The sequence below is a fragment of the Mesorhizobium sp. ArgA1 genome (assembly GCF_053714375.1).
Genome location: NZ_JBSKBQ010000055.1, coordinates 1 through 7016, shown reverse-complemented (window position 1 = coordinate 7016; position 7016 = coordinate 1). Strand labels below are relative to the sequence as shown.

Genomic DNA, 7016 nt, shown 5'->3' with positions numbered 1-7016 from the left:
GCTGCCGGGTGACCTATTTCGCGCGCCAAAATGGCCGGTCACGCTTCAGTCAGCATGTTGATCGAAGCGTCCAGCTTGTCGTGAAGCTTGTTCAGGCACTCAGCCGCGCTCTTATTGATTTCCCACTTAATCGGGGAAATTCTGAGCTGGGCCTGCGCATAGATCTCTTGGCGCTGGTTCATCAGTTTTTGTATCGCTCCTTTTGGATCTTCAGTTTGCAGCAGCGGACGGCTCGTATCGTTCGGCAGGTGCCTCATGATCATGTCCAGATCGGCATCGATCCAGATCGAGATCGCGTTTTGGGCGATGCAGTTGCGGGTCCTGTCGTTGATGAAGGACCCACCACCGGTTGCGAGCACCATGGGGCCTTGCGCGAGCAATTGTGGGATCTGCTTCTCCTCAAGTTCCCTGAAGTAACCCTCGCCTTGATTTTCCCAGATTTTATTGATGGACTTTGCGCCTGTCTTGTCCTTGATGACTTGGTCGGAGTCGAAGAACTTCAGGCCCAGCAAGTTAGAGAGCTTCTTGCCAATACTGGATTTCCCGGCACCCATCATTCCGACGAGTACGACCGACTTGTCACCCAGCGCGGCAACAATTTGTCCGGCCATCGGCGACCTTTTGGGTATTCTTGGCAGGGCAGCTCGCACGGCAGAGGCCATGCTGCCAGCCGTGCTCCCGGTGTCAATGTCCCAGTGGGGGATGTCTGTGACCCCATCGGGAATTGCGACATCCTTGCAGATCGTGCGCGCGTGTTGCAGGAGTTCCTCGGCCCGCGATTGATCGGAGATCCCTGGAGGGCCACGCTGCAGCATCTTGTAGACATGATGATTGGCAATCTTGGCCTTGTAGCTGCTGGGGGTATGGAACTCCACTTCGAAGCGGTAACCCCGCGGGGTGGCAAAGACGGTTGTGATGCCGATAAAGGTTGGATTGAGCTTTTTGAACCAGTTGGTTGTGCTGACCTCGGTGTAGCCTTGATCCTCGAAGACCAGCACGGCCTTCCTGAAGGCGGCAGTAAAGTCCCGGTCAGGGATTTCGAAGACATGGCGGACGGCGTTGCTGATCAGCTGCGACGCCTGAGCGGACGGCACGCTCATTCCGGTGAGCTGGTCTCGCATCGAAGCCTCTGATCTCAAACGGCGATCGTGATGGGGCAAGCTCACCTCGATGTTGTATGTGCGCAGGCGTTCGGCCACCTCGCCCAGGGTCGCTGTGATTGCGTTCTCTTCGACCTTGGCGTTTTCGGCCTCGATGTGGGCGCGCTCATTAGCTTGCTCGCCGGCCAGCGTCGTGACCGGACCCGCGCTGGCAGCCCACCGGTCCGATTGTTCGGACAGAATACCTCGTTCCGCCGCGAGCTTGATAGAAGCCTCCATGATCGACGCCGTCAGCGTCGGATTGTCCTTCAGATCCGCCAGTGTCGCATCGACATCAAGGCGGCCCTGTTTCAGGCGCGCCGCAATACCCTTCGTGTAGGGCACCGCGCTCAGTCCGGGGGCCTTTTGCAGCAAGTACAGAAGCTGACGGCTCTTGGCCGCAAACAAGCAGGCGCCCGTGTCAGATTTATAGGCATCCGTTCCGACCTTGATGCCGACACTCAGCAGGTTATTGGCACTTTGCACGTGGTCATCGGCAACGTAACCATCCGGTCGCGGATGAATGCGTGCTGGATAATTGTCGACAATCAGCTGGATGCGCTCTCGTGGCTGAGCCGTGGCGGGGTAGGCCTCCGCCAGGTCCGGCAACAGCTCGCAGAGATCTGCGCTCACCGTCCGCCGTGCGTCGTTGCCGCCCTCTGCCGTTGCGGGCAGGACGCGCGGTTGCGCCGCCCACGCCTCGAGATCGGCCATGAGCAGCTCGGCCACCTCGCGGGCGACCGGATGATCTGCGACCTCGATCTCGCGCCCCGCCTTCTCGAGACTGTGCTCGATCTGCTCCCGGCTCACCTCGTCCTGGGTTAGCAGCACTTGAAGCTCGCGCCTGAGTTCGTGGTGGATGCCCTCGTAGATCCCGAAGATAGCCCGCTCGGCAAACCAGCGCCTTGCCTGTTGAGATTGCGCCAGAAAGTCTCGCTGCAGGCCGGTATAGGTCTCCAGGACATTTTGCGTCGCGGCCAGGATCTGGCTGGCGCGGCTGAACTGGTAGTGCTCGCCTTCGATCGCCGGGGTGTGCGATTTGGGCGGCTTGAGCGAGTGCACGCCGCGCGCCTGCTCGGCCTGATCGAACTGCCTGACATGCTGATAAAGCTGCGGCCGGTCGGCGACGATAATGACGGCGTCCCCGTCGAAGTCGCCATCGAGCTTTTTTTGCTCAACCGGCGGGACTGCAACCAACGAACCCGGAGCGAACACCTCGGTCGCCTGCAAGATGCCGACGCAGTCGAGCAAGGTGTCCACCTTGGCGCGGTCCTTGGCCCTCGCCCAGTGAGAATGACATTTGACGTCCTCGGCAGACAGCACCAGCCCTCGATCGGCGAACGCAGCCGGCCACATCTCGTCGGGCACCACGATCAAAATGCCCTTGGCGAACAACATCGGATCGTCCGCGGCCAGTTCACCGCTGGATTTTTGGGCGACATTGAAGCTGTACTGTATGGCGACGCACTGATCGAGGAAGATTGCGGTCGGGTCCCCATCGGCGCTCGAGCCGACCTGGGCGGTCGCGAAGGGGCGCAGGTTGGGCTTGTCATATGGCGAGCGCCCGATTAGCACGCCTTGCGTCCCCGTCATGGACTCACTCTTGAGCGTCGGCACGTGAAGCCGGCCGTCACTAGAGGGTACTGCCACCGCGCCGGGGCCATCGATGTGTCCACCGGTCACTGTGCGGTAGAGGTCTTCAGAGTTCAGTTCCTGTTCGTCTCGGCCCGCGAGCCAGTTGCTGGCCATCTTGCGCGCCTCAGCGGCCACCTCTTCGCTGCGCGGATAGTGTTGCAGGGCGGAGGCAGGCAGCGATGCTCGGCGTCCCTCACCAAAGGCCGGCACCCGCTCCGGATTGTCCTGGTCGCCGACGCGCCGAACCGCCGGCATGCGCGTAGCGAGCGAGGTCTTGATGAAGCCGCAGCCGTCATGCGGGCGCAGCGCGATGCCGCCCTGCGCTCCGCTGAGCCTGAAAGGATGCGCCTCGCCGGCCGGCCGGTCCGGCAGCAGCGCCAGTCTGAATGTGCCCTCAAGCGCAGCGTCATGGGGCCCAAGACCTTTGATCGCCAGTGGTGCTGCAAAGCCCCTGCGCTGCGTATAGAAGTAGGCCTCCTTGAACGGAGCCCAGGCCCGCGACAGCCGCTCGAAGTCGGTTCCGGCGGCCGTTTCGGCATAGGGAATGGCCAAAAGCTTTCCCCCGGGCGGCTCGACGCTGGCCGCGCCGGGCACGCGCGCGGCGATCTGCGCTAGCGTCGATCTGGGCGGCTTCAACTTGCTGCCGCCGAACAGGTCCATGCGGTAGGGCACCCCCTCGACGGTGAGCGTTCGTGCGAGCATGAAGGCACTCGGTCGTGACGGCAGTTGCACCGCGACCACCGGGACCCGCCCCTCAGTCACGCGATGGAACACTGAATACCGAGTCTCTGGCTCCGTCGCAACGGGCCGCCCCTGCAGGTCGACGACCGGAAGCCGCATCAGTCCCGCCTTCCCTTGCGGCGGTCTCGGCTCGTGGTCCATCTCTCGCAACACCTGATGCACGTTGAACTGGGAGGCAGGACGGTTGGCCTGGACTGTTACCGTATTTGCCGCCAGGAACGAATCCAGTGCCTCGAGCGGCCTTTCGGTCTCGATATCAGCGATCAGATTCCAACTCATGTTGGACAGGTCGCGTTCGATCAGCTCGCGCGTGCGGTGCAGGATATCCCTCGTCTCGCGCTGCAGCTCCTGCTGCCTCGCCTTGAGATCTAACATCTTGCCCTCGATATAGGGGCGCCGGTACAATGTCTCGAGGACCGCACGGGCCTTGAGGACCTGATACATGGACAAGGCCGGGCAACGGCTGGCGTGTGGGCCGCGGATCCGCTCCGCGTCGCTAGCGGCCAGATGCGCCGTAATCTTGTCTTTCACGACGCCTTGGATGTCGTTCAGCAAATGGAGCGCCTGCCTTCGGTGCCAGCGCAGCTGTCTCTGCGAGCCGCGCGCCAGCGGCAGCACGGCAACACTGAGATTACCTATGGTTTCCAGGTCGTTGGCGGCGGCAAAATTTGGCCCCTGACGCAATTCCTCGATCCGATCCAACCCCGCCCGTGCGAGCAAGCCGAGATCGTCAACCAGCCGAGCCTTGCCCAGGGCTTTGAAAATGTTGGCGATGCTCCGAACGTCCGCCTGCTTGAGGCGGTCGTTGGCATAGTGCAGGTGGTGGGCGAGCTTGCTGAACCGATCCCTCAGCAGAGTGGTGTGCGTTATTTCTCCACTGTCCTCCGACACCGTGATGCTTCGCCCAAGAGCATTGGCGACCATGCTGAGTTCAGACATTGTGAGAGCGCTGAACCGATGTGCTCCAGCGCCGAGGGTGCGCGCGATGTCCAACACGGCCTGGCGAGACGCCTCCTCGTCCAGGCACTTACTGAAACCGTTCACCAGGTTCGCCAACTCCTGAGAGGCAAAGCTGGCGAGTGAGCGCTCATGGACTTCACGCGCGATCACTTCCGTGGCTCGACCCGTGTCGTCTCCTGTCGGCCATTTGCTGAAGCCGTTCACCAGGTTCGCCAACTCTTGCGAAGTAAAACGAGAGAGCCCGTCGGCGAGGGTGGCGCGGTGGGAGATTTCCGCAGCGACTTGGACTGTAGCCTCTCTACCGGCCTGCTCCTGCGGCCACTTGCTTAAGCCGTTGGCCAGGCTCGCCAGTCCCTGCGGAGCAAAATCGGGAAGCCCGCCGTCGTCAGCGGCGCGCTGGCAGAGTTCGGCGGCGATTAAGCGCACGCCCTGCAGACAGCTCTCCTCTTCCGGCACCTTACTGAACCCGTTCACCAGATTCGCCAGCTCCTGCCGAGTAAAGACAGGGAGTTGATCGGCACGGCTACAGAGGGCCCCGGCGACCGCAACTGTGGCTTTGCCGAAATCTTCCTGCGGCCATTTGCTGAACGCGTTCGCCAAATTCGCCAGGCCTTGTCGAGTGACATCAGCGAGGCGCTCATCCCGATCAGCGCGACCGCGGACTTCCGCAGCGATCAAGCGCGCAGCGTGCTGACAATCGTTCTCTAGCGGCCATTTGCTGAAACCGTTCACCAGATTCGCCAACTGCTGCTGGTGAAATCGAGGGAGCTGATCAGCGATATCGACGACGATACGGGCGATCGACAGTGTCGCATTGACTGAATCCAGCTCTAGCGGCCATTTGCTGAAAGCGTTCACTAGGTTTGCCAAGTCCCGGTAATCGTGACCAGAGTGGGAGAATCGGTGGATGTTAGCTGCCACCGCTAGGGCAGCTTGGCGACAGGCAATTTCGTCAGGCCACTTGCTGAGGCCATTTATTAAGCTCGCCAGCTCCCCGCGAGTGAACTCAGAGAGCCGTCCGGAGGCCGCGCGGTCTCGGACTTCACGGCCGATTTCGACCGTCGCTTGGCGACACTCCGGCGCTCCCGGCCACTTGCTGAACCCGTTCACCAAGTTCATTAGCTGCTGGGGAGCAAAACTAAGGACGCGCGCGGGGTCAATATTGCGTGCTATTGAGATGGTCGCTTGGCAACAGTCGTTCGAATGCGGAAACTTGCTGAAACCGTTCACCAGATTCGCCAGATCTTGTGACGAAAAACGAGACAGTGGGGCGTCACGAGCATGACGCAGGACTTCCCGTGCGACCGTCTCTGCGGCTTCCTTTAAGTTGGGCTCGCCAGGCCATTTGCTGATACCGTTGACCAAGCTTGCCAAGTCTTGCGGGACAAAATCGGCGAGCTTGGCTGGGCACTTACACTTACCGCGACGACAGACTTCTCCGGCGATCGCGACGGCGGCTCGCGAGTCCGGCCACTTGGTGAAGCCGTTCATCACGTTTGCGAGTCCCTGCGCAGTAAAACCACCAAGCCAGGGGGGGCGGGCAGCGCGGCTACAGAGCTCACCAGAGATTAAACCTGCGGCGTTGCGATGGACTGTCACATCCGGCGATTTGCTGAAACCGTTCACAAGATTGGCCAAGTGCTGCTCACTGAAGTGAGAGAGCTTACTGGCGCGGCAGCGCACAAGCTCATGAGCGATTTTGACGATCGCCTGCTGACAGGCCGGCTGATCGGGCCATTTGCTGAAGCCGTTGACCAGATTCGCGAGGTGTTGTGGCTCAAAATCACTGAGCCTGTTGACGTCAATCATGCCTGCTGTTTCGACTGCGGCGTCGCGCGTTTGCTCCGGCCACTTGCTGAAACCATTCACTAGGATCGCCAAGGCTTGCGCATCAAAACGATGGACTCGTCCAGCCTCCAGCACCGCAAGGGAGATTGCTGCAGCGGCTTCGCCGCAGGCCTGCTCTTCCGGCCACTTGCTCAACCCGCTCATTAGCAACGAGAGATTTTGACCGCTCAGATCCTGAAGTATTTCACTTTCGTCGCGGCAAAACTCAGCGACTCTGGTAATTCCATTCCGGCATTCCTTTGGATGCCGACCGAACGATGTTGCTAAAAGCGAAAGGGCTTTGCCTTCGAATCTGTTCCTGACCGCGTCGCCAAGCCGCGAAACCCCAGCCGCCAAGCGCCTGCAGGCTCCCACACCAGCCTGCCCTCCGGCCGGCCGGCTCAGCTCGTTGCAAACCAAGGCGTACGGCCACGATCGCCTGGCGAGGATATCTTCCTGTAAATGTGGGAGAAATCTAAGTGTGAACTCGGCGGCTGCCGTATTCAGGAATCCTGAGAGATCCTGCCTCTGCAGCCGCTTGGCGTGACGCCCCACTGCACTTGAGAAAACGGCGACGTCGCGAGCACGGCAAATGTCAGCTAGCGCTGCATTAAGTCTTTCTGAGCCTATTGAAGATCGTTCCGGGACTACACCTTGCACGTTCTGTGGGGCTGAATTCTCAACACGCGCCCTTCCCAATCGCTCACCTGGACT

The 7016-nt window shown here is 60.8% G+C and carries 1 protein-coding gene; it reads right to left on the bottom strand.

What is annotated here, in order from left to right:
* Nucleotides 1-38: 38 nt before the first annotated feature.
* The gene (locus tag ACWGTI_RS31880) at nt 39-6659 is read right to left on the bottom strand and encodes a shikimate kinase (protein WP_454590602.1); all 6621 of its coding nucleotides are present in this window, start codon (nt 6657-6659) and stop codon (nt 39-41) included.
* Nucleotides 6660-7016: the final 357 nt, after the last annotated feature.